We start from the raw sequence: 20,105 nt of genomic DNA, 5'->3' as shown, positions 1-20,105 counted from the left end.
TCTTGATGGATTTGGCTATGCCAATTATGGACGGATACGAAGCTACTTCTATCATCAGAGGCAAGGATACAGCAATTCCGATAATTGCTCTAACCGCTTCTGCTTCTTATGGCTATCTCGAAAAAGCCATGCTTATTGGTATAGATGAATACATTATCAAACCTTTTAATCCAAAAGAATTAAATCTTAAATTGAGAAAGTATTATAAGAGGTAATCTATAGAGAATATTTCAATGAATTTTAAGAACTTAAGTATATTTTTGTGTTTATTTTTCTCTTGTTTTTTCTACTCTCAGAGTTTTGAAAATATTGATACTTTGGTTAGTTCATATCCGGACAATTTTTTTAAGATTGATGAGTTAGTTTTAAGGATTAATTCAGATTTCACTAATGATACTGATAAAGCTAGAGCTATTTTTTATTGGATTTCTAAAACCATTAGCTATGATGTTGAATTCGCAAAAAAAATTGAATCTCAAAATCTTAAAGCTTTTTCATATAAAACAGAGAAAGAACTAATTGAAAAAGAAAAAAAATTCAATTCAAATTTAGCATTGTTAACTTTCAATGAAAAATCATCTACATGTCATGGATATTCAGCATTGTATTGTGAGATAGCAAATAAATTAGGATTGGAATGTAAATTGATTAGAGGAAACTTAAAATCCGACCCTACTCAAATAGGCATCAATTTAGAAACAAACCATGGATGGAATGTTGTTAAAATTAATGGTCAATGGAAATTTATAGATTGTACACTTGCGGCAGGAAATATATCGTCAAAAACAGATCAGTTTGTTTTTAATTTCAATGATATTTATTTTTTTACTGAGCCAAAATTATTTTTTTTAAATCATTTTCCAGATGACGAAAAATGGTTATTAGTTGACAATAAATCAAAAACGGAATATATTAATTTGCCGGTATGTTTTCCGGATTTTATAAAAAATGAATCTAAGCTAATCTTTCCTAACAAAGGTGTTTTTTCAGATAAAGAAATTTTTGATATAAAATTTAATGAATTTGATTTTGAAAATGATAATTTAGAATATAAATTTAGTAGTGATTCTCAAAAAGTATACGTTAAATTAAATTCAAAACCAACGAGTTATGCTATTTCTCTTGAGAATAAAGGTAATCAATCATTGCTAATATTTATTAATAGAAGGTTACTAGTTATATACAAAATTATTGCAAAATAGTTATGCTAAATCTGCAATCTAAATTCTAAAATCCGTTGTCAATATCATTCTTAATAACTTTGAAATCTTCTTCTTCAAAAATGGACTGGCATTCCTTATATTAGCACAAATTCGATAAACCCATAATGTCAGATCAAACCACGAAATACGACGAAGATAATATACGCTCACTAGACTGGAAAGAACACATCCGTATGCGTCCCGGAATGTACATCGGGAAACTCGGTGATGGTTCTTCGCCAGACGATGGGATTTATATTTTGCTCAAAGAAGTCATGGACAACTGCATCGACGAATTTGTGATGGGTGCAGGAAAAAACATTGAAGTTACCATCAAAGACAAAACAGTTACCGTTCGTGATTATGGTCGTGGAATTCCTTTAGGGAAAGTCATTGATGTGGTTTCAAAAATGAATACTGGTGGAAAATACGATTCCTTAGCTTTTAAAAAATCGGTTGGATTGAATGGAGTTGGAACAAAAGCCGTAAATGCTTTATCAAATTATTTCCGAGTAGAATCTGTTCGTGATGATAAACAAAAAGCCGCAGAATTCTCAGCTGGAAATTTAGTACTTGATGAAGATGTTATTGAAACGACTAAACGAAAAGGAACTAAAGTAACTTTTATTCCAGATGAAGCCATCTTCAAAAATTACAAATTCCGTTATGAATATGTAATCAAAATGCTCAAAAACTATTGTTACCTAAACAATGGTTTGACCATTTTATTCAATGGCGAAAAATACTATTCCGAAAATGGATTAAAGGATTTACTAGAAGAAACAATTAATGCTGATGATCTCGAATATCCAATTATTCATTTGAAAGGCGAGGATATCGAAATTGCTTTAACACACAGTAAAACACAATATTCCGAAGAATACCACTCGTTTGTAAATGGACAAAACACGACACAAGGCGGAACGCATTTGGCTGCTTATCGCGAAGCCATTGTAAAAACCATTCGGGAATATTACAACAAACCTTTTGAAGCTTCCGATGTACGAAAATCGATAGTAACTGCGATTAGCATCAAAGTTATGGAGCCCGTTTTTGAGTCACAAACCAAAACTAAATTGGGTTCTACTGATATGGGTTCAGAAGCCGGAATGCCATCCGTTAGAACGTTTGTAAACGATTTTGTAAAAAACAAATTAGATAATTACCTGCATAAAAACCCGCAAACTGCCGATGCCTTGTTGCGTAAAATTCTTCAGGCAGAACGCGAGCGAAAAGAATTATCAGGTATTCGAAAGTTAGCAACCGATAGAGCCAAAAAGGCCAATTTACACAATAAAAAGTTACGAGATTGTCGTGCTCATTTACCAGATACTAAAAACCCAAGAAATTTAGAAAGTACTCTTTTTATCACCGAGGGAGATTCTGCATCTGGATCGATTACCAAATCCCGAGATGTCAATACACAAGCCGTATTTAGTTTGCGCGGAAAGCCTTTGAATTCTTACGGAATGAGCAAAAAGATTGTGTATGAAAACGAAGAATTCAATTTATTACAATCCGCTCTAGATATCGAAGATGGATTAGAAAAGTTGCGTTATAATAATATAGTTATTGCCACCGATGCCGATGTCGATGGAATGCACATTCGGTTATTATTGATTACCTTTTTCTTGCAATTTTTTCCAGAGTTAATCAAAGAAGGACATTTGTATATTTTGCAAACACCACTTTTTAGAGTTCGAAACAAGAAAGAAACCATCTATTGTTATTCAGATGATGAACGAAAAGCGGCAATAGAAAAATTAAAGCCAAAACCTGAAATCACACGATTCAAGGGATTAGGAGAAATATCGCCCGACGAATTCAAAAATTTTATTGGAGAAACCATTCGATTGGATCCAGTTATGATGGATAAAAATACCTCTGTTGAACAATTGTTATCTTTCTATATGGGAAAAAACACGCCTGATCGTCAGATATTTATCATCAATAACTTGAAAGTGGAATTGGATACGATTGAGGCGAGTTAATACAAAATTTAAGATTCTTATAATTAAATGAACGAAGACGAAGATAACATTCCAGAAGACGAAACAAACCACGACTTAAACGATGCAACTGCTGACGAAGGCTTTGAAGACATCGTTTCTTCGGGTGGAAATCATTTCTATGAGAATGATGAAAATGCTGAAGATACCATTACCAAAGTTACAGGAATGTACAAAGATTGGTTTTTGGATTATGCTTCGTATGTAATTCTAGAACGCGCCGTTCCTGCTATTGAAGACGGTTTCAAGCCTGTACAACGACGAATCATGCACTCGTTAAAAGAGTTGGATGATGGTCGGTACAATAAAGTAGCCAATGTTGTAGGGCACACCATGCAGTATCATCCTCACGGAGATGCCAGTATTGGCGATGCCATGGTGCAAATTGGTCAGAAAGAATTGTTGATTGATTGCCAAGGAAACTGGGGGAACATCCTAACGGGTGATAGCGCTGCGGCTTCTCGATACATTGAAGCACGTTTATCTAAGTTTGCTTTGGAGGTTTTGTATTCGCCAAAAATCACCGATTGGGGCGTTTCTTATGACGGTCGTCGTGCCGAACCCAATAATCTTCCCGTAAAATTCCCGTTGCTATTAGCTTCTGGAGCCGAAGGAATTGCCGTGGGACTTTCTACTAAAGTCTTGCCCCACAATTTTAACGAACTCATCGATGCTTCGATAAAAATTCTGAAAGGAAAATCCTTTACTATTTTCCCCGATTTTCAAACGGCGGGAATTGCAGATGTTTCCAATTATAATGATGGTTTGCGTGGCGGAAGAGTTAGAGTTCGTGCCAAAATTGCGCAATTGGATAAGAATACCTTGGTCATTACCCAAATTCCGTTTTCGACCAATACCACCACTTTGATTGACAGTATTTTGAAAGCCAATGAAAAAGGCAAAATCAAAATCAAAAAAATAGAGGACAATACTGCCGCTGAGGTAGAGATTTTAATCCATCTTTTCCCTGGCGTTTCTCCTGATAAAACTATCGATGCTTTGTTTGCGTTCACGGCTTGTGAAACTTCAGTAGCGCCTTTAGGTTGTGTGATTGAGGATAATAAACCGCTTTTTGTGGGTGTTTCGCACATGCTGAAAATCTCCACAGAAAGAACGGTGCAATTGTTAAAAAGCGAACTTGAAATTCAGTTACGTGAATTGGAAGAACAATGGCATTTTCTTTCGCTGGAACGCATTTTTATTGAGAATAAAATCTACCGTGACATCGAGGACAAAACTACGCGTGAAGATGTTATAAAAGCAGTAGATGACGGATTAAAACCATATACAAAAAAACTAAAACGTGCCGTTACTGAAGACGATATTCTTCGTTTGTTGGACATTCGAATTATGCGTATTTCGAAATTCGACAGCAATAAAGCACAAGATAAAATTGAAGCTCTAGAAGGCGATATCGAACAGGTAAAACACGATTTAGAACATCTAATCGATTTTGCGATTGCCTATTTTACCAAGTTAAAAGAGAAATACGGAAAAGGTCGCGATCGTCAAACGGAGCTACGAAGTTTCGACAATATCGAAGCTACAAAAGTTGCCTTGCGGAATACTAAATTATACGTCAATAGGGAAGAAGGTTTCGTAGGAACAGGTTTGAAAAAAGATGAATATGTTACCGATTGTTCCGATATTGATGATGTGATTGTTTTTCTTCGCGACGGAAATATGATGATATGTAAAGTCGATGATAAAAAGTTCGTTGGTAAAGACATTATCCACATTGCTATTTTTGACAAAAGTGATAAGCGTACCATTTACAACATGATTTATCGTGATGGAAAATCGGGACCAGCCTATATTAAACGTTTCAATGTCTCGGGAGTTACTCGGGATAAACTATACGATTTGACCAATGAAACCAAAGGTTCTCAGGTTTTATATTTCACCCATAATCCAAATGGTGAAGCCGAAGTTATTACCATTTTATTGCGCCAAGTGGGAAGCATAAAAAAACTAAAATGGGATTTGGATTTTGCTGCGATGGCTATAAAAGGGCGAACTTCCAAAGGAAATATTGTTTCTAAATATCCAATAAAGAAAATAGAAATAAAAGAAAAAGGAATATCAACTTTATTGCCTAGAAAAGTGTGGTTTGATGATACCGTACAAAGATTAAATGTGGATGCAAGAGGTGAATTATTGGGTGAATTTAGACCTAGTGATAAAATTCTTGTGATTTCACAAACGGGTAAATTGAAAGTTATTATTCCAGAATTATCAACTCATTTTGATGAAGACATGGTCGTTTTGGAAAAATGGATACCCAACAAACCAATTTCAGTGATCTATTATGATGGTGAAAAAGAGCGCTATTATGTAAAGCGTTTTTTGGTGGAAACTGAAGGCAAAGAGGAAAGTTTTATTACAGAACATCCTAACTCGCAATTAGAAATTGTTTCGACGGATTATCGCCCTGTAGCCGAATTGGTTTTTAATAAATTAAAAGGTGTTCAGAAAGAAAATCTAACGGTAGATATAGAAAGTTTTATAGCTGTCAAAGGATTCAAGGCATTAGGTAATCAATTGACAACGGATAAGTTAAAACAAGTGAATTTGTTAGAGCCATTAGTTTATGAAGCTCCTGTTGAAGTTATTCCAGAAGAATTAGAAGTCGAAGGGGAAACAGAAGTTGAAATCTCTGATGAAGATATTGAAGACATACAGCCTAACGAAGACGGTCAAATTACATTATTTTAAATGCTAAAAAGCGCTCCAATTGAAGCGCTTTTTGTGATTTTTTATTTTTTGTTTTTTGTGATTTTCATGTTTAAAACTTCTACTAAAAGCGAAAACGAAATCGCAAAATAAAGATAGCCTTTTGGCACCGGTGTGACATGATTTCCGAATATTAAAGCGTTTGATAGATGAGCACTTTCGGTCAAAAGCATAAACCCAATTAAGATTAAAAATGATAATCCAAGTATTTGAATCGAAGGGTGTTTGTTTACAAAATTACCAACGGGTACTGCAAATTGCATCATGATTAAAACAGAAATAATAACAGCGGCAATCATAATATACAAAGCACCTGCAACCCCGTTTGTCATTCCCACAGCTGTCAAAATACTATCGAATGAGAAAACTAAATCTATCAAAATAATTTGAAATATCACACTCCTAAATGACTTTGTTGCGGACTGTTTTAATTCTTTTTCTTCTTCGCCTTTTAAATCTACTTTTTCGTGAATTTCATTCGTGCTTTTGTAAATCAAGAATAATCCACCAAGAAGAAGAATGATACTTTGACCTGAAACCTCTGCTTTTAGCCAACTAAAATTAATAGTAAACCAAGGTTCTTTCATGGCTATTAATACTGTAATACCAAAAAGCAATGCAATTCGCATAAACATGGCGAGAAACATCCCTATTTTGGTTGCTCGTTTACGACTTTCTTCAGGTAATTTTCCTGTTGCTATCGATATGAAAATGATATTATCAATTCCTAATACAATTTCTAAAAAAGTTAATGTTAACAAGGCAATCCAAGCATCGGGGTTGAAAAATATTTCCATTTAATTTGTTTTAATAAGTAATCGTTAGTGTTAATTTGAAATTTTTTCTACAGTACCACGTTGTTTTTCATCGCTACCGACTATTCCAAATTCAAAAATATAGGAATTTTTTGAAGTAGTCAAAATTTTCATATTTATTGCTTTCTTTTCGAGGTTGTTTTTTGGATTAATTTTTTGTAAGATATATTCGCTTTCATTTACCCATCTAATTCTTGAAGTATCCGTTTTTCCTTCGAATGTTTCTATTTCAATAGTATCATTACGTTCAAAAAAAGTTACTTTTTTGGTTCCATTTAAGGTATATTCGAATTTGAATTTTCCTGTTTTAAATTTTTTATAATCATGCTCTGCAGTGTAACAAGATAAAAGTAGAGTACTGGTTAACAAAAGTAATAAAAGTTTTTTTTTCATTTTATGAATGCTTGTTATGGATAATTATTATTCAATTTTTATATCATATTTGTCTAAAAGACCAACAATTCCTTGTGTAGAAAATTTAGCTTTTTTCATGGGATTAAATTCAGGGTCTATCTTGTAATTGTAGGCAGTTCTAAAATCAGTACCAGCTAATAGTGTGTTATTGAAAATAGCGTTATCTAAATTGCAATTTTCAAAAACGGAATTAGTAATATTTGCACCAATAAAAGAAACTTCTTTCATAGAACAGGAATTAAAAATTGTTTTAGACATCTTTTTATTGGCAAAAGAGGAATAATTTAAAATAGTATCTTGAAATTCAACATTAAATAAAAAATCAAGGCAGGTGTTAAATTGGACGCCAAGCAATTTGCAGTTTTTAAAAAGCACTGTTTTTAAACTTGTTCCAGTTAATTGCGTCATGGATAAATTACAATCGATAAATTCACAATCCATAAAGGTGTTATTGGACAAATCAGTATTCGAAAAATCACAATTTTTAAAAACACAATCTTCAAATTCTTTATTATTGATTCGGGTATTTGTAAAGACTTCTTTCTCAAAAGTTTTATTGGTATAAAGCAGGTTTTCCATTAGTCGTTAAAAATACTATGCATTAATGTTTTTAAACCATAAAATAAAAAATAAACGGCTAATAAACATACTGAAACACCAATACCTAAAACTAAATAATGCCATGAATTGTTTTTGTTCATAAAAGCATTATAAATCACAGAAGGTCCAATAAAAAGTAATGGTAAAGCCCATGCCAATTGCTTGATTCCTTTTGCTAAAAGTTTTTGATTCGTTGGCATTTTGATATTGTTTGTTTGAATTTTTACCTAAAAAAGGGAATTGTTTTAAAAGCGAGCTATAGTTACAAAGGTATTGATTATCGCTATAAAATAAGTTGAACGAATACAGAATTTAACCAGCGATCAAATTTATATCCAGACTCCTTAATAATTCCAACAGTTTTGAAGCCAAATTTTTCATGAAATTCAATACTGTCTTGATTTTCTGAATCTATAACCCCAATCATAGTGTGCAGTTTTTGTTTTTTAGCTAATTCTATCAATCTAGCTAAAAGTAACTTTCCAATTCCTTTTCCTTGAAATTTTTCATCAAGATAAACAGAATGTTCCACTGTAAATTGATAAGCTTCTCTGAAACGAAATTCACTATACATTCCAAAACCAACAACCTCACCTTTAAATTCGGCTATAATCACAGGAAATTTTTTGTTTATTTTTTCTTCTAAAATTGATTTTTGTTGCTCATAGCTTCTAACAGTATAGTCATACAATGCTGTCGAATGTAAAATGGAGTGATTTATAATATCTAAAATAGCTTGAGTATCCTCGGTTTTGTATGATCTAATGTTAACTTTCATATTTTAAATTTCTTTTCAAAAGTATGAAAAAGTTGTTCGAAATGAATGAATTCGGTCAGCAAGTTTGTAACTTTGCTTCTCAAGTCGGGGTTTAAAACTTCTAACTTCTAACGTTTAACTTCCAGTTTAAAAAATGGTTTACCCAAAAACACCTTTAGCACAAAGCATTATTGAAATTTGTAAAGCTAAAGGATTAAAGAATATAGTAATTTCTCCCGGTTCTCGAAATGCGCCTTTGACTATTGGTTTTGTTAATAATCCTGAGTTCACTTGTTATAGTATCGCTGATGAGCGTTGCGCGGCTTTTTTTGCTCTTGGAATAGCAAAACAAATTCAGAAGCCAGTTGCTGTTGTTTGTACATCGGGATCTGCATTGTTAAATTATTATCCAGCATTTTCTGAAGCTTTTTATAGTCAAATTCCATTGATTGTGATTTCGGCGGATAGACCTCAAAGTAAAATTGATATAGGAGATGGACAAACCATTCGTCAAGAAAATGTATATAAAAATCATTCACTATATAATGCCAATTTAACCGAAGAAGCCTCTGTTGCTAACGATATTAAAATTAATAAAGCTATTAATAAAGCAATATCAAAAAAAGGCCCCGTTCATATCAATGCTCCTTTTGAAGAACCTTTATATCAAACTGTTTCTAATCTTGATGTAGATGTAACTATTTTAGAACTCAAAGAAGCAAAAACAAAAACGATAATTAAAAACAGCAATGAATATGCTGCTATTTGGAATTCTTCAAAAAAGAAACTAATTCTTGTGGGCGAAAACACCCCAAATAAAATCGATGAAGAAATTTTAAATATGTTAGCTCAAGATAATTCAGTTGTTGTAATGACTGAAACGACTTCTAATTTGTACCATCCTTCATTTTTAAATCATATTGATGCTATAATTACACCTTTTACTCCACTAGAATTTCAAAACTTCAGACCAGATATCCTCATTACTTTTGGTGGTATGGTAGTCTCAAAAAGGATTAAAGCCTGTTTAAGAACACACCATCCTAAACATCATTGGCATATTGATTCATTAAGAGGATATGATACTTATGGCTGTTTAACCAAACATTTTAAACTTGAACCTAATCTTTTTTTTAATCAATTTTTGACATTAACTAGTCCAATTGATAGTGACTATAAAAGTGTTTTTGCAGAAATAGCAAAATATAGAAAAAGCAAACATAAAGAATATTTGAAGAATATAGTTTTTTCAGATTTTAAAGCTTTTGAACTTATTATACCTTCTTTGCCACAAAATTGCACATTACATTTAAGTAATAGTTCCCCAATACGTTATGCACAATTAGTTGGTATTGACACTTCAGTCGAAGTTTTTTGTAATCGTGGCACCAGTGGTATAGACGGAAGCACTTCTACGGCTATTGGAGCTGCTGTAGTTTCTGAAAAACAATCTTTTTTAATAACAGGAGATATTGGCTTTTTATATGATAGTAATGCGTTGTGGAATAATTATATCCCAAATAATTTTAAAATTATTCTAATTAATAATGGTGGTGGTGGAATTTTTAGAATTTTACCAGGTCATGAAGAAAACCAAGTCTTTAACACATTTTTCGAAACTTCGCATTGTCTTACAGCAGAACAATTAGCAAAAATGTATGGATTTGAATATAAAATAGCAAGTGATGAAAAATCGTTATTGAAATCTTTAACAGAATTATATTCACAAAACGAAAAAGCAACTATATTAGAAGTGTTCACACCAACAAAAGAAAACAATTCAATTTTATTTAATTATTTTAAAGCATTGAGCTAATGTTTTTATCTATATTGTTTTTAATCATATCGTTTCTCAACTTCCTCATTTTTCTCCTAGCTTCTCTTCTAGCATTTTTTTTGTATGATTTGATAAAGAATTTAGAAATTCTTAAAATTAATAAGCACACTAATGTTGCTACTGTAAGACAAAGCAAAATAATGAAAGATATGGTATACAAATCAAGCGCATTTTCCATATAATTAAATTAAAATTAAAATCAAATTTATAAAATAATTGTTATGTTTTTGCATTATTCTGTATTTTTTTAAATTTCATAATTACATATCTAAATTTGTACCTTTGTACTATAATACTAAAAAACAATGATAGAAATAGGGAAGTATAATACACTAACGATACTTAGAGATACCAAAGTGGGGCTTTTTTTGGGTAATCCATCAAAGGATCCAGAAGGAATTCACGATATTCTTTTGCCCAATAAATATGTTCCTAATGAATTTGAAATTGGAGAAGAAATCATCGTTTTTGTTTATTTAGATCATGAGGAGCGACCAGTAGCTACAACATTAGAACCTTATATTTTATTGAATGAATTTGCGCTTTTGAGAGTTAATTATATTAATCAAATAGGAGCGTTTATGGATTGGGGAATGGAAAAAGATATTTTGGTTCCATTCAAAGAACAGGCTCGTCCAATGGAAAAAGGAAAACGCTATTTGGTTTATTTGTACATGGACGAAAAAACGAATCGTTTGGTAGCATCCAGCAAAACCAATCAGTTTCTAAAAAATGATAGTATTTCAGTCGAAAAAGGCGAAGAAGTCGATTTGATTGTTTCTCACATCACCGAATTGGGAATCAATGTAATTATCAACGAACAACACAAAGGCTTGTTATATAAAGATGAAGTTTATGACGATTCGATTCGTACAGGAGATAGAATGAGAGGTTACATCAAAACGATTCGACCGGATAATAAAATTGATGTTTCTTTACAAATTCAAGGTTATCAAAGTATTGAGCCCAATGCCGATATGATTCTAGACGAGCTTAGAGCCAGTAGGGGTTTTTTGCGTTTGACAGACAACTCGCATCCTGAAGATATAAAAACGGTACTAAAAATGAGTAAAAAAACATTTAAGAAAGCTATAGGAGCATTGTACAAAGAAAAATTAATTGAAATTAAAGAAGATGGAATTTACTTATTTAAAGAGTAGTCTTTAATTGTTTGGAAATTAATTAAAGAGGAAAGCTACGGTTTTTCTCTTTTTTATTTTAATCAAAGCAGTTAAATATTAATTTTTACGTATCATAAAATTGTAAAAATGGTTTAATTTTACACGTAGTAAAAATCAAAAAATAATAATATGAATTGGATTACCGTCAAGGAATATGAAGATATAACCTATAAGAAATGTAACGGAGTAGCGCGAATAGCGTTTAATCGACCTGATGTTCGAAATGCTTTTCGTCCAAAAACAACTTCGGAGATATATCAGGCTTTTTATGATGCACAAGAAGACACTTCAATAGGGGTGGTTTTGCTTTCGGCAGAAGGACCATCTAGCAAAGATGGGGTATATTCTTTTTGCAGCGGTGGCGATCAGAATGCACGTGGTCATCAGGGTTATGTGGGTGATGATGGTCAGCATCGTTTGAATATTTTGGAAGTGCAACGGCTAATACGTTTTATGCCAAAGGTTGTGATTGCTGTTGTTCCGGGTTGGGCCGTTGGTGGTGGACATAGTTTGCATGTAGTTTGCGATTTGACTTTAGCCAGTAAAGAACACGCTATTTTTAAACAAACGGATGCCGATGTCACTAGTTTTGATGGTGGATATGGTTCTGCTTATTTAGCAAAAATGGTGGGGCAGAAAAAAGCGCGTGAGATTTTCTTTTTAGGTCGAAATTATTCTGCACAAGAAGCTTTAGATATGGGAATGGTAAATGCTGTAATTCCTCATGCAGCACTTGAAGAAACGGCTTATGAATGGGCTCAAGAAATTTTGCAAAAATCACCTACTTCTATCAAAATGTTAAAATTCGCAATGAATCTTACCGACGATGGCATGGTGGGTCAGCAGGTTTTTGCTGGTGAAGCTACTCGTCTGGCCTATATGACCGATGAAGCAAAAGAAGGCAGAAATGCTTTCTTAGAAAAAAGAAAACCCAATTTTGAAAAAAAATGGTTGCCATAAATGAAGCTGGGAGTGGCAAGTTTAAAGTGAATATTAATTAACAGACAAAACCTAACAAAAAAATTTAACCACAAACTTCCCACTTCCCACTTTTAACTTCTAAACTCAAATGAAACACTGGATTCAAGCTGCCCGACTAAGAACACTACCCTTATCGGTTTCGGGTATAATTGTCGGCAGTATGCACGCTTTATCTCATTCAACAAGAACAATAATTACCCCAACAGAAGTTTTTAGTTGGAAAATATTCGGATTAGCGATACTAACAACGCTTGGTTTACAAATTTTGTCCAATTTTGCTAATGATTATGGCGACGGAATAAAAGGCACAGATAATGAAGATAGAGTAGGCCCTAAACGTGCAATACAAACGGGTGTGATTTCGCCAAAATCTATGAAGTCAGCCATCGCACTTACTTCAATATTAACTTTTATCTCCGCATCCTTATTGATTTTTTTTGCATTTAGGAACACTAATTTGGGCTATTCTCTGTTTTATATAGCTTTAGCTATTGTTGCTATTGCTTCGGCTATACGTTATACGGTAGGTAAAAACGCTTATGGGTATAGCGGTTTCGGTGATATTTTTGTATTTATCTTTTTTGGATTAGTAAGTACTTTAGGAGTTAATTTTTTATTTACAAAGCAATTGAGTTTTGATTTATTTCTTCCCTCTATAGCAATTGGATTATTAAGTGTTGGTGTTTTAAACTTGAATAATATGAGAGACGAAGCCTCGGATAAAAAGTCAAATAAAAACACTATTGTTGTTAAAATAGGAGGGGAAAACGCTAAGAAATACCACTATTTTTTGATTGTTACGGCTATGTTATTAATGATTATTTTTGGGATAATCAATGAATTTCATTTTGATCAGTATCTTTTTGTATTGGCATATTTTCCTTTAATTAAACATTTGATTACCGTCTATAACTGCAGCAATAACATCGAGTTAGATTCAGAATTAAAAAAACTAGCTCTGAGTACATTTGCCCTTTCAATTTTGATGGCTTTGTGTATGATTTTCTTTTTATCTGATTTGTTGGTCAATAACTATTAAATTCAATTTCGATTTGTTTGATAAAAAAATGGAAAGATAAAACTGAAAATGAATCTTGACAAATTTAGAATTCGAAGAATTAATCTACAGTAAATTATAAAATGTATATGCAAATAAAAAAAATAATCTTGACGCTATTAATTGGCATTTCTTCAAATGGCAGTTATGCTCAAAAAGATGGGTATTGGGACAAGGAACGAGCTACCAAAAAAGAGATTGTAGTTTCTGCAAGAGATCGGATCATTATCAAAAGCGATGAATTACCAGTTGGAACCACTGAAGTAGTGTATAGAATTACGTTATTGGACGAAAATCAACAATTAGCAACTAGCTTAGTTTCAGTTTTAAAATCAATACCAGATCCTACAGGAATTAGTCAAGGATCTGCAGGCGCAATATTCTTAATGTCTAAGATTTCAGGTGTTGATAAGTGTAAATATGTCGTTTTTGCTAATGAAATTTTAGCAAGTGATTATGTTCAAAAGGGGAGTGTCATAAACGCCTGCTTTGTACAAAAAGAGGCGATTAGTAAAGATGCAAAACGACTTTCATTAGGTAAATCTTCTTGTTTTACAGTTAGTTCTCCTGTAATGTGGTTTGGGTTTGAAAGTAAGAATTGGATATTGAAACAAAAAATTGTTTTAGAGGTTGTGCCTTGGGTTAATATTAAATTGAGTAGAGGATGGGGAGTAGATAATCGAAAATTGATAATTAATCAATGTAAAACTTCTCAACTAGCCAATAAAATCGAAAACTCAGATGATTTTTGTGTATGCATTCTAGAAAAAATCCAAAAAGACTATTCATTTCAAGAATTTCAAAAGTTACTTACAATCGAAAAATCAAAAGTTTTTAAGGATCATGGAAATGTTTGTTATGAAGAAACAGGAGCGTCTAAAATAGTTTATACAGAAATACGCAACCAAGCCGCTGAATTTATTAAACAAGCTAATTATGGAAGTGCAATTACCAAGTTGCAAATTATAATTACAGATAAAAAAGCCACTGCTCAAGATTATAGTGCAATTGGCAGGGCATATCTGATGACAAAACAATACGATAAAGCGATTAAATTTCTGAAAGAAGGGGAAAGACTAGATGACACTGAATTGTTGCTTAAATTAGATTTAGCTCATGCATATTTATTGAATAATAAATTTAGCTCAGCTAAAACTATTCATAAAAAATACCAAACCCAAAATGTGACGGATAGTTTGGGATGGGTACAAAAAGTAAAGATAGATTTTGAATATTTCAAAAAAGCAGGTTTGTCAACTGCAGATTTTGAAAGGGTTTTGAGATTGTTTAAAAATTAAATTAAAACTTAACCTTGAAAGCAACTTACCACAAATACGTTCTCAATTTCAAACAAGCTTCTGGCACTTCTCGTGGGGTGATGACTGAGAAGGAAACTTGGTTTATTGTTATAGATAATGAGGGTAAAAAGGGAATTGGTGAGTGCGGAATTTTGCGAGGTTTGAGTATTGACGACAGACCTGATTATGAAGAAAAATTGCAATGGACATGCGATAATATTCTACTAGGAGAAAAAGAGCTTTGGGAAAATTTGATCGAATTTCCTTCTATTCAATTTGGGGTAGAAATAGCATTCCAATCATTATCAAGCGAAAATCCTTTTTTACTTTTTCCTTCAGCTTTTACCGAGGGTGAAAAGTGTATTTTAATTAATGGGTTGGTTTGGATGGGAGAAGAAACTTTTATGATGCAACAAATTAAAGATAAATTAGCGAAAGGTTTCCGATGTGTTAAACTTAAAATTGGCGCTATTGATTTTGATAAGGAATTACAATTGTTAAGGTTTATTCGAGAAAATTTTTCATCAAAACAAATAGAGATTCGGGTTGATGCTAACGGCGCTTTTGATTTAAATATCGCTTTAAATAAATTAATTCAATTATCTGAATTTGAAATACATAGCATAGAACAGCCTATAAAAAAAAATAATACTGACAGTATGGCAGAGTTGTGTAAAACCACTCCAATTCCTATTGCTTTAGATGAGGAATTAATAGGTGTGTTTTCTAAGGAAGAAAAAGAGGTTTTGCTTCAAAAAATTAAACCCCAATACATTATTTTAAAACCTAGTTTTATTGGTGGTTTTCGAGGGACGAAAGAGTGGATTATTCTTGCTGAAAAACATAATATTGGTTGGTGGATTACTTCGGCATTAGAATCTAATGTAGGATTGAATGCTATTGCTCAATGGACTTTTTTACAACAAAATTTAATGCCCCAAGGGTTAGGAACTGGATCTTTATTTACGAATAATTTTGAAAGTCCATTAGTCGTTGAAAATGGAAAATTAAGATATAATGCTGAAGTGAAATGGGAGTTTGATTTTAATTCTTTTGGTTGTGATTAATTAAATATTAATCTCTGAATTTTTAAAATTTTTTAATGAATTTGTCGCATTTTGCTGAATTTTCTTCTGTAAATAACCTGTCCATCCTATAAGAAAGCCTGAAAGTCCTAAGGCTTGTGAAGCCCATTTCCAAACATCAAAATCATCCGTTTGTTTGACTATTAAATTATTTTGAAATTGAAATTTTGAATTAATGGTATTAACTACTTTGCGATTGGTTTTGCTAAAACGATAGGTAGCTAACCATTTTACTGAGCCAGAATAATCATTTGCTTTTACTTCTGAAAAATCAATAACTAAATTACCATTACTTTTTTCTAAAAGCATTTTCCACATATTTATAACATCTTTTCCTATTAATAATCCAAAGATAGGATCACTAAACTGAACTTTATCATGATAACATTTACTCATTTCATTTGAGTTAGCCTTGGCAAATGATGTGTAAAAATGGGTTAGTAAAACTTCGTTAGTATTCATTAAGATAAATCTAGTGAATAGTAAAAATAATAATTTTTTAACAAAACTATATGTTTTATCGACAAAGAGATTCTTAATTAATTGTTTTTATTTAATAGATAAGAATAGTATTATATTTTTAATAATAAATTGGGATCTAGACAATTTGCTAAAAAGAAATTTAAATCTTTATTATTGCAAACACCTGGATAATCGCCATAATTTGTTCCAATTTCTTTAATTATTTGAAAATGTAGGTGTGGGGCATAGCCACCATTTATTGAATAACCGCCTAATTTTGCAAGTATTTGACCTTTTGTAATACTACTACCCACTTTAAGATTAGCAATACTTTCTAATGATAAATGCCCGTATAATGTATAAAAAGTAAATTTTTTTATGGTATGTTCTAGTACAATTGTTGGTCCATAATCTCCAGGTTTATCATTATGATTAAAACTATGAATTTTACCATCTAAAGCCGCTAGAACATTTGTTCCTGCTTCAATCCAGAAATCAATACCCAGGTGAATGTTTCTTTCTTCATCATTGTAATTATTAAAAAGCATGCTCGATTGATAGAGATTTCGAAGCTCATTATAACCTCCGTAAGCCAACTTAGCTTTTCTTTTTTTTACAAAATTTTCAATAAATTTCTCTAGGATTATAGGGTTGTTGGTTTCAATTTTTGATAACTCTATATTTGATTTTGACAAATCTATAGGAATATATTGTGAAATCGGGATAGAATCGTCAATTACTTTTATATCATTTAGTTGCTGGAAAATAGTTTCAAGGCTGAGCATAAATTATGTTTTTATTCAATTGTCATTGATTTTAACTTGGTTCTATATGCTTCAAGAGCTATTGACTTAGAGATGAAACCATAATATTTTGCATTTTTGATAACAGGTAAAAACACAACTTTTGAATTTTCGAACTTATTCATAACAATTTCCATGCTATCAGTTGGGTAAATTACATCCGTTGGTTTTGTCATTATTTCTTTTACGAAAGTGAATTTAACACGGTATTGGTTAAAAATTATTTCTCTAATATTATTAAAATGTACAATTCCAAGTAAATATTTTTCATTGTTGACAACAGCAAATATAACCTGATTTGAATGTGAAATTAAGTCAACTAATTTCTCTAAATTTTCATCTGGCGAAAGGGTTAAATAATCAGTTTGAATGATTGAATTTGTATCTAAAGTTGAAAGTATATTTTTGTCTTTGTTACTAGTAAAAGCATGACCTTTTTTGGCTAAACTTTTGACATCCAATGAGTGTTTTTCAAAACGTTTTGAAATGGCAAAACTAATTGATGTCACGATCATCAACGGAATCATAAGTTCATAACCACCAGTTATTTCTGCAATAAGAAAGATAGCGGTAAGCGGTGCATGAAACAAACCGCTAAGAATTCCTGACATGCCAACAAGGGTAAAGTTACTCACTGGTAATTTGGCAAAACCTATAAGATTTATAGCTTTAGAAAAGAAAAATCCTAGGTAAGATCCTAAAAATAGTGAGGGTGCAAAATTACCTCCATTTCCACCACTTCCTAAAGTAATACTTGTTGCAAATACTTTGAGCATCATTGTGAATCCAATAAATAACAATAAAACCCAGCTGTTATTCCTGAAACCACTAAAAAGAGTATTTTCAAGCAATTGACCTGGATCATTCTCTGACAATATTTTAATGCTTTCATAACCTTCGCCAAAAAGAGTTGGAAAAATAAAAATCATTAAAGCTAATAAAGTGGACCCAAAAAGTGCTTTTTTATAAGGTGAAAACTTCATTCGAGCAAAAATATGTTCGACTCTTTGAAAGTTTCGGGAATAATATACAGAAATGAGACCAGTTAAAAGCCCCAATAAAATGTAATACGGAATGTTATGGTAATTAAATATTTGCTGTTGTTTAATCGATAATAATATAGTTTCATCTAGAGCAATTTTTGAAACCAAAGCGCCAGTTGCCGCAGCAATCATAATAGGGGTGAATGCCGCAATACTTACATCGACTAACAATACTTCGATTGCAAACAAAACACCTGCAATTGGAGCGTTAAAAGCGGCACTAATACCTGCTGCAACGCCACATCCAATCAATAGTGTTCTATCTTTATATGGTAAACGATATCTTTGAGCATAATTAGATCCAAAAGCAGCTCCTGTGATTACTATTGGGCTTTCTAATCCTGCAGACCCTCCAAATCCAATAGTTAACGAACTTGTAACAATTTGAGCATACATTTGTTTTGCTGGAATAATACTTGCCTTTTTGGCCACAGTATATAAAATTTGTGATGTTCCTTTTTCAATAGTTCCGCCCAAAAAACGTTTGATAACAAATACGGTAAGAAGTATGCCAAAAATTGGCAAAAGGCTATTAATAAAACTCAGTTTTAAAATACTATTAACTGAACTGGCAAATTTAAAAACCCAGTGGGCAAAAGTTTTTAAAACAATCACAGCAAAAGCTACCGAAACACCAATTAAAATACTAGATAAGAATATAAACTGTTTTGTTGAAAGTTTACTTTGTGACCAAACAATGGTTTCTTCTAATTTGTGGAGGTGTTTTTTGAGCATTATACTTTTTACTAGATTGCTAAAATAGCAAATTTTGAAATTTAAAAAAAGTTTTTCAAAGCTTCTTTTTGCCTCAAAGGCTTTAAATTAGAACTATTTACATAGTTTTTGACTTGTTCCGGATTTGTTTTTAAATATTCTCTTAACGCCCATCCAATGGCTTTTTGTATAAAAAACTTTTTCGACGTTTTATGCTTTTCACATTCAGATTTGAGTAAATCAAAATTTGTATTTTTTTTATATCCCAATTGAAATACAATTGCACTTCGATTAAGCCAAATGCTATTTGAATTTGAAAATCGTTCAATAACATCGAAAATTTCGTTAGGATGTTTTAATAAATATTGTCCTAAAATGTTTTTTGCAATTGAATCTTCGCAATCCCACCAAGAGTTGGTCGTTATTAATTTTTCGATCAATATAATATCTTTCGGTTCTACTGGGTTTTATATTAGAATTAAAACATTTAAAGCAAAATACACAAAGATTTAAACCATTAATAAAAATAAGGTAATTAAGTTTTGGAGTTAACTTAATTGTACTTAACTTCCTTAATTTTTCAAAAAATGAATTTTCACAACATTTCAGGAAGAACCATTTTCTTTAAAGACTTTTCTAATAATTCAGTAAAATCACTTCACTATAAAGATTGTATTTTAAGATTTGAATAAACAATTAACTCATCAAAAAAAACAGTAAATTCAGATTCAAATTCAAAGTAAAAAGTTCTCAACTCTGCAACTGAAAGTCTCATTATAGAATCTCTTTTCATACGGTTATCCATTTTTTCTAGAATGATTTCAATGCCTTCAATAGTTTGATAACTTAATAGCCAGTTTTGCGCTTTGATAAAAGGCAGCATTTTTTTTACTTTTTCAGTAAGTAAATCATAATTGGTTTCTAACGATTTATAAAAAACATTACAGTATTCTTCCAAATCTTGAGTAGCGTATTTAGACCAGTTTTTTGCCAAAAAATGGTCATAAAAAATATCGACAATAATTCCTGAATAATGGTCAAATCGAGAAAGCTGAAGTCTTAAAAGGTAAAATTAATGATTTTTAAAATGAAGTTATGACTGAAATTGGCTATC

General features: G+C 31.8%; 20 protein-coding genes. 10 read left to right on the top strand and 10 right to left on the bottom strand.

Translation table 11 applies throughout. The features are described from left to right. The 4 genes from ACKVOD_RS00580 to ACKVOD_RS00565 all read left to right on the top strand — a co-directional run. Window positions 1–215: response regulator (locus ACKVOD_RS00580; protein ID WP_409207538.1), on the top strand; the 215-nt coding region annotated here is incomplete at its 5' end. Between the two features lie 102 nt (window positions 216–317). Then, the gene (locus ACKVOD_RS00575; RefSeq protein WP_409207537.1) at window positions 318–1,202 is read left to right on the top strand and encodes a transglutaminase domain-containing protein; all 885 of its coding nucleotides are present in this window, start codon (window positions 318–320) and stop codon (window positions 1,200–1,202) included. Between the two features lie 125 nt (window positions 1,203–1,327). Continuing rightward, a complete protein-coding gene (locus tag ACKVOD_RS00570; RefSeq protein ID WP_409207536.1) occupies window positions 1,328–3,193 on the top strand; it encodes a DNA topoisomerase IV subunit B in 1,866 nt (621 codons plus the stop codon). Between the two features lie 27 nt (window positions 3,194–3,220). Further along, window positions 3,221–5,926, top strand: coding sequence for a DNA gyrase/topoisomerase IV subunit A (locus tag ACKVOD_RS00565; protein ID WP_409207535.1), 2,706 nt, complete (start codon window positions 3,221–3,223; stop codon window positions 5,924–5,926). A gap of 41 nt (window positions 5,927–5,967) precedes the next feature. Here ACKVOD_RS00565 and ACKVOD_RS00560 read toward each other — a convergent pair whose 3' ends face one another. From ACKVOD_RS00560 to ACKVOD_RS00540, 5 genes are all read right to left on the bottom strand, one after another. Continuing rightward, window positions 5,968–6,741 (bottom strand): TerC family protein, encoded by a 774-nt coding sequence (locus ACKVOD_RS00560; RefSeq protein WP_409207534.1) that lies wholly within the window; start codon window positions 6,739–6,741, stop codon window positions 5,968–5,970. A gap of 30 nt (window positions 6,742–6,771) precedes the next feature. Next, a complete protein-coding gene (locus tag ACKVOD_RS00555) occupies window positions 6,772–7,152 on the bottom strand; it encodes a DNA topoisomerase IV (RefSeq protein ID WP_409207533.1) in 381 nt (126 codons plus the stop codon). Between the two features lie 27 nt (window positions 7,153–7,179). After that, window positions 7,180–7,752 (bottom strand): pentapeptide repeat-containing protein, encoded by a 573-nt coding sequence (locus ACKVOD_RS00550; RefSeq protein WP_409207532.1) that lies wholly within the window; start codon window positions 7,750–7,752, stop codon window positions 7,180–7,182. After that, on the bottom strand, window positions 7,752–7,973 hold the full coding sequence (locus ACKVOD_RS00545; protein WP_409207531.1) for a DUF6095 family protein: 222 nt from the start codon (window positions 7,971–7,973) through the stop codon (window positions 7,752–7,754). The genes ACKVOD_RS00550 and ACKVOD_RS00545 overlap by 1 nt, the downstream gene beginning before the upstream one ends. Window positions 7,974–8,056: 83 nt before the next feature. Further along, a complete protein-coding gene (locus ACKVOD_RS00540; protein ID WP_409207530.1) occupies window positions 8,057–8,551 on the bottom strand; it encodes a GNAT family N-acetyltransferase in 495 nt (164 codons plus the stop codon). Between the two features lie 133 nt (window positions 8,552–8,684). On the opposite strand from ACKVOD_RS00540, the gene menD reads away from it, so the two are divergent. The 6 genes from menD (at window position 8,685) to ACKVOD_RS00510 (ending at window position 15,951) form a co-directional block, all read left to right on the top strand. Beyond that, on the top strand, window positions 8,685–10,346 hold the full coding sequence (menD, locus tag ACKVOD_RS00535; RefSeq protein ID WP_409207529.1) for a 2-succinyl-5-enolpyruvyl-6-hydroxy-3-cyclohexene-1-carboxylic-acid synthase: 1,662 nt from the start codon (window positions 8,685–8,687) through the stop codon (window positions 10,344–10,346). A gap of 326 nt (window positions 10,347–10,672) precedes the next feature. Beyond that, window positions 10,673–11,527: a S1 RNA-binding domain-containing protein gene (locus ACKVOD_RS00530; protein ID WP_409207528.1), complete on the top strand. Its 855-nt coding sequence runs from the start codon at window positions 10,673–10,675 to the stop codon at window positions 11,525–11,527. A gap of 150 nt (window positions 11,528–11,677) precedes the next feature. Next, window positions 11,678–12,508: a 1,4-dihydroxy-2-naphthoyl-CoA synthase gene (locus tag ACKVOD_RS00525; protein WP_409207527.1), complete on the top strand. Its 831-nt coding sequence runs from the start codon at window positions 11,678–11,680 to the stop codon at window positions 12,506–12,508. 109 nt (window positions 12,509–12,617) lie between these two features. Further along, window positions 12,618–13,568, top strand: a complete 951-nt coding sequence (gene menA / locus ACKVOD_RS00520) for a 1,4-dihydroxy-2-naphthoate octaprenyltransferase (RefSeq protein ID WP_409207526.1) — start codon at window positions 12,618–12,620, stop codon at window positions 13,566–13,568. A 128-nt stretch (window positions 13,569–13,696) separates the two neighbouring features. Beyond that, on the top strand, window positions 13,697–14,884 hold the full coding sequence (locus ACKVOD_RS00515; RefSeq protein WP_409207525.1) for a tetratricopeptide repeat protein: 1,188 nt from the start codon (window positions 13,697–13,699) through the stop codon (window positions 14,882–14,884). Between the two features lie 14 nt (window positions 14,885–14,898). Then, a complete protein-coding gene (locus ACKVOD_RS00510; protein ID WP_409207524.1) occupies window positions 14,899–15,951 on the top strand; it encodes an o-succinylbenzoate synthase in 1,053 nt (350 codons plus the stop codon). On the opposite strand, the gene ACKVOD_RS00505 is transcribed toward ACKVOD_RS00510, so the two are convergent. From ACKVOD_RS00505 to ACKVOD_RS00485, 5 genes are all read right to left on the bottom strand, one after another. Further along, a complete protein-coding gene (locus ACKVOD_RS00505) occupies window positions 15,952–16,431 on the bottom strand; it encodes a nuclear transport factor 2 family protein (protein ID WP_409207523.1) in 480 nt (159 codons plus the stop codon). It abuts the gene before it with no gap. Window positions 16,432–16,541: 110 nt separating this feature from the next. Next, window positions 16,542–17,216, bottom strand: a complete 675-nt coding sequence (locus ACKVOD_RS00500) for a peptidoglycan DD-metalloendopeptidase family protein (protein ID WP_409207522.1) — start codon at window positions 17,214–17,216, stop codon at window positions 16,542–16,544. An 11-nt stretch (window positions 17,217–17,227) separates the two neighbouring features. Continuing rightward, window positions 17,228–19,012, bottom strand: coding sequence for a chloride channel protein (locus ACKVOD_RS00495; RefSeq protein ID WP_409207521.1), 1,785 nt, complete (start codon window positions 19,010–19,012; stop codon window positions 17,228–17,230). A 41-nt stretch (window positions 19,013–19,053) separates the two neighbouring features. Beyond that, window positions 19,054–19,437 carry a DNA alkylation repair protein gene (locus ACKVOD_RS00490; protein WP_409207539.1) on the bottom strand — a complete coding sequence of 128 codons (384 nt, stop codon included), beginning with the start codon at window positions 19,435–19,437 and terminating at the stop codon, window positions 19,054–19,056. A gap of 215 nt (window positions 19,438–19,652) precedes the next feature. Next, the gene (locus tag ACKVOD_RS00485) at window positions 19,653–19,985 is read right to left on the bottom strand and encodes an acyl carrier protein phosphodiesterase (protein ID WP_409207520.1); all 333 of its coding nucleotides are present in this window, start codon (window positions 19,983–19,985) and stop codon (window positions 19,653–19,655) included. Window positions 19,986–20,105: the final 120 nt, after the last annotated feature.

Source organism: Flavobacterium sp. (genome assembly GCF_046155325.1).
In the GTDB taxonomy this organism is placed as follows: Bacteria; Bacteroidota; Bacteroidia; order Flavobacteriales; family Flavobacteriaceae; genus Flavobacterium.
Note: the sequence above shows the minus strand (reverse complement) of the source record. Positions and strands in the feature narration are given on the sequence as shown.

Bases quoted from the DNA above. Each gene is read 5' to 3' on its own strand.
- ACKVOD_RS00570 (WP_409207536.1), top strand. From the start codon at position 1,328: ATGTCAGATCAAACCACGAAATACGACGAAGATAATATACGCTCACTA.
- ACKVOD_RS00565 (WP_409207535.1), top strand. From the start codon at position 3,221: ATGAACGAAGACGAAGATAACATTCCAGAAGACGAAACAAACCACGAC.
- ACKVOD_RS00560 (WP_409207534.1), bottom strand. From the start codon at position 6,741: ATGGAAATATTTTTCAACCCCGATGCTTGGATTGCCTTGTTAACATTA.
- ACKVOD_RS00555 (WP_409207533.1), bottom strand. From the start codon at position 7,152: ATGAAAAAAAAACTTTTATTACTTTTGTTAACCAGTACTCTACTTTTA.
- ACKVOD_RS00550 (WP_409207532.1), bottom strand. From the start codon at position 7,752: ATGGAAAACCTGCTTTATACCAATAAAACTTTTGAGAAAGAAGTCTTT.
- ACKVOD_RS00545 (WP_409207531.1), bottom strand. From the start codon at position 7,973: ATGCCAACGAATCAAAAACTTTTAGCAAAAGGAATCAAGCAATTGGCA.
- ACKVOD_RS00540 (WP_409207530.1), bottom strand. From the start codon at position 8,551: ATGAAAGTTAACATTAGATCATACAAAACCGAGGATACTCAAGCTATT.
- menD (WP_409207529.1), top strand. From the start codon at position 8,685: ATGGTTTACCCAAAAACACCTTTAGCACAAAGCATTATTGAAATTTGT.
- ACKVOD_RS00530 (WP_409207528.1), top strand. From the start codon at position 10,673: ATGATAGAAATAGGGAAGTATAATACACTAACGATACTTAGAGATACC.
- ACKVOD_RS00525 (WP_409207527.1), top strand. From the start codon at position 11,678: ATGAATTGGATTACCGTCAAGGAATATGAAGATATAACCTATAAGAAA.
- menA (WP_409207526.1), top strand. From the start codon at position 12,618: ATGAAACACTGGATTCAAGCTGCCCGACTAAGAACACTACCCTTATCG.
- ACKVOD_RS00505 (WP_409207523.1), bottom strand. From the start codon at position 16,431: ATGAATACTAACGAAGTTTTACTAACCCATTTTTACACATCATTTGCC.
- ACKVOD_RS00500 (WP_409207522.1), bottom strand. From the start codon at position 17,216: ATGCTCAGCCTTGAAACTATTTTCCAGCAACTAAATGATATAAAAGTA.
- ACKVOD_RS00495 (WP_409207521.1), bottom strand. From the start codon at position 19,012: ATGCTCAAAAAACACCTCCACAAATTAGAAGAAACCATTGTTTGGTCA.